The following is a 3126-nucleotide window of genomic DNA, read 5'->3' on the forward strand; positions in this document are numbered from 1 at the left end:
AGATAATACTTAGTGTGTTCTAATTCGCCATTCATAGAGAAAAATGTTACTAAGAGTCCTTGTAGTATTATTAGTCGCGGGCTGTTCCTACATAGCAGGTGTGATGACAGAAGTTTCTTCAGATACTGAGATGGACGCAGAGAGTAAAGTCAAAAGCGCCGTTGAAGATTTTCTGGTATATCCATCAGCCGCAACATACAAAAATGTGAAATATCATGTCCTGAATCAGAATGAAGAGGGCGATGAGACTGGCTACTATTGTGGTGAAGTTTTTGGATTTGAAGATGGTTTACCTTACGGATATAAACGATTTATTGTTCGTTTACATAAAAACAAAGAAGGTAAAACAGTGGTTTCTATTCCACTAGTGGAAAAAGTTGATGACATTGTTCCTGTTGAACAATTTGACCCTATCTGGGAACGTTATTGCAATCGAGAGTAATGAATCATAAGGCAGATTGATCTTTGTATTATCAACTCTGCCTTATGATTTCATGGTTTTATTGCCAATGTCGCTAGGAATGTTGGCAAGAAATTATCGATAACAAAACGAGGATTTGGCTGCCAATCTTCTTGAAAGCCTGCAATGTTAAAGCCTGCCTGAATTTGCCCCCCAATTAAGTCTGTCAGTGAATGACCGAAGACAAACGCCTCTCGCTTTGCGTATTTTATTGCCACCTGTTCTTGCGATAAATTATCCAATTCTGAAAACGGCATGGTATATCGAGGTCGAATAATTGTGTTTTCAGTAGGACTTTTTTCTCTATCATCAATAAATACGACAGGGTTAAAAAAGCTTGAAAGCAATCGACCTTGTGGTTTAAGGACTCGAAAGCATTCTTGCCATACAGGATTAACATCGGGAATGTATAAGTTTGAAATTGGGTGAAAAATAATATCAAATGAATTGTCTTCAAACATAGGGAGATGGCGCATATCTCCTTGAACTGTCGTCAGTGCTAAATTATCTCGCTTAGCCACCATACTATCTTGCGCTAACTGTTTTTCTGACAAATCAAATACTGTTACGATAGCGCCCACAGCGGCCAATATTGGCGCTTGTTGCCCACCAGCAGAAGCTAAACAGAGAATTTTTTTCCCTTTTACGTCGCCAAGCCAAGCTTTATTTAATGGGGTTGGCGTTAGATGAATTTCCCAATTTCCTTTTTTTGCTTCTTCAATTGTTTGGCTATCAACCGGAGTAGACCAAGGTTGTTGAGATGCCGCTTGTTTATCCCATGCTTTTTGATTTGCAATAATAAAATCCATCATAAAGTGTACCTGTTAATACATTAATTAAGTTCATTGTAATCACGGTGAGATTAAAGTAAACAAGAAAACGTACCAGAAAGTACAGTTTGTTTCCCTATTAGGAAAAAATGCAAGCTATTTGGCTGGTTATACGTGAAAGCAATAATGAACAAATATGGGAAGATGATTGAAATTAAGGGGCGTTATTCGCATAATATATGCATATTTGAACTTGCCATTGGCTTATCATGCTAGCAAAATTCTATCCTGTCATCTTATTGGTTATTTCCAATGTATTTATGATGTTCGCTTGGTATGGACATTTAAAATTTACGAATAAGCCATTATATATAGTCATATTCTTTAGTTGGCTGATTGCATTTGTAGAATACTGTTTCGCGGTACCCGCAAATCGCTTAGGGCATCAATATTATAGCGCCGCTGAATTGAAGACGATGCAAGAAGTGATTACGTTATGCGTATTCGCTGGGTTTTCTGTGCTTTATCTTGGTGAGAGTTTTACAATAAACCATCTCATTGGCTTTACTCTTATTTTTGCAGGCGCATTTTTTATTTTTAAAGGTCCTTTTTAGTGAACAGCATCTTCTACTTTATAGAAAATAGTAGGGTAGAAGATGCTTAATAAATAATGGGATTCTTACTTACACCCAACCTTTTTGACGAAACTCTTTAAGTACCGCAACGAACTGCTCCATTTCTTGGGGGGTACCTAAGGTTAATCGGTTCCAACCCATAACAGGTGGAAATTCTCTGCCAACCATAATATTGGCCTCTTTCATACGCTGTTTATAAGTTTTCACATCACCTTTTACTTTGTGGAAAATAAAGTTAGCTTGTGATGGCGCATACTCTAAGCCTAATTCATTAAGCGCAGTTTCAACGATTTTACGTGAAAGATTGTTAGATTTAAGGCTATATTCCAGGAATTTCTTATCTTTCAATGATGCAATAGCAGCGACAGCACCCGCAGTATTGGTGTTATCAATCGAGATAAACTCATCGACCGCTTCAATGATTTCAGGGGTTGCAATGCCGTATCCCACTCGCAGGCCTGCTAATGCGTAAATTTTCGAGAAAGTCCGTGTCACTATTAGGTTTTTTTGTCCTGCTTTGACTAATTCAATTGCGCTTACAAACTGTGGATCTTCAACAAATTCCGCGTAGGCTTCATCAACAATAAAAAACTGTTTATCTGAAGCTTTTTTCATCCAGTTATCGAGTGGGCTATGCGGAGTTATCATCGCCGTTGGGTTGTTTGGATTACAGATATAGATAATGGATAAACCATCGTAATCATTGGCGATTTGCTCCATTTTTTTCAGGTCAAAACTCAAGTCCGATTTTAATGGAACTTTAGTAATTTCTACACCGAGTGGGAGTGCATAGAGTTCAGCATAGTTAAATGTAGGATCTGGGGTGACAAGCTGAATTTTTATGCCTTCTTTTCTTGCCTTATTTGCGAGTATGGCGACAGCCGCCTGAATGGTTTCTGACGAACCATTTCCGAGGGTCACATTCTTGCTGTCTAGGTTATGCAGTGTGCCAATATTGCCGATAAGCTCGGAGCGTGCATCATCAGGATAACGGAATGAACCTGGTAAGGCTTCGATGACCGCTTTTTGTGCATTAGGCGACATTCCCAATGAGTTCTCATTGAAATTGAGTAATAAAGGATGTTGGGCATTTGGTTTAACAAGTGCGCTAGTATTTGCACTTGCATGATTTAAAACTGAATTTAGTGCTAAGCCACCTGCAACAAGTGAGCTTGATTTTAGAAAAGAACGACGATCCATAATGAGTCCCTGAAATATATTTATCTTGTGTGATTAGATTACTCGAAATAATTCAGTTGCT

General features: G+C 38.3%; 4 protein-coding genes. 2 read left to right on the forward strand and 2 right to left on the reverse strand.

What is annotated here, in order from left to right:
• The first annotated feature begins 43 nt into the window (after positions 1-43).
• Positions 44-442 carry a hypothetical protein gene (locus JK188_RS16920; protein WP_036953146.1) on the forward strand — a complete coding sequence of 133 codons (399 nt, stop codon included), beginning with the start codon at positions 44-46 and terminating at the stop codon, positions 440-442.
• Positions 443-492: 50 nt separating this feature from the next.
• Here the strand turns inward: JK188_RS16920 and JK188_RS16925 are convergent, their stop codons facing one another.
• The gene (locus tag JK188_RS16925) at positions 493-1272 is read right to left on the reverse strand and encodes a class I SAM-dependent methyltransferase (protein ID WP_211885837.1); all 780 of its coding nucleotides are present in this window, start codon (positions 1270-1272) and stop codon (positions 493-495) included.
• Between the two features lie 227 nt (positions 1273-1499).
• Here JK188_RS16925 and JK188_RS16930 point away from each other — a divergent pair, with 227 nt between their 5' ends.
• Positions 1500-1844 (forward strand): DMT family protein, encoded by a 345-nt coding sequence (locus JK188_RS16930; protein ID WP_211885835.1) that lies wholly within the window; start codon positions 1500-1502, stop codon positions 1842-1844.
• Positions 1845-1913: 69 nt separating this feature from the next.
• Here JK188_RS16930 and JK188_RS16935 read toward each other — a convergent pair whose 3' ends face one another.
• On the reverse strand, positions 1914-3065 hold the full coding sequence (locus tag JK188_RS16935) for a pyridoxal phosphate-dependent aminotransferase (protein ID WP_211885834.1): 1152 nt from the start codon (positions 3063-3065) through the stop codon (positions 1914-1916).
• Positions 3066-3126: the final 61 nt, after the last annotated feature.

Source organism: Providencia sp. JGM181 (assembly GCF_018257375.1).
Lineage (GTDB): Bacteria > Pseudomonadota > Gammaproteobacteria > Enterobacterales > Enterobacteriaceae > Providencia > Providencia lanzhouensis.

What these genes read in the sequence shown, in the direction of transcription:
- JK188_RS16935 (WP_211885834.1), bottom strand. Translation starts at nt 3,065, where the DNA reads ATGGATCGTCGTTCTTTTCTAAAATCAAGCTCACTTGTTGCAGGTGGC.
- JK188_RS16920 (WP_036953146.1), top strand. Translation starts at nt 44, where the DNA reads ATGTTACTAAGAGTCCTTGTAGTATTATTAGTCGCGGGCTGTTCCTAC.
- JK188_RS16925 (WP_211885837.1), bottom strand. Translation starts at nt 1,272, where the DNA reads ATGATGGATTTTATTATTGCAAATCAAAAAGCATGGGATAAACAAGCG.
- JK188_RS16930 (WP_211885835.1), top strand. Translation starts at nt 1,500, where the DNA reads ATGCTAGCAAAATTCTATCCTGTCATCTTATTGGTTATTTCCAATGTA.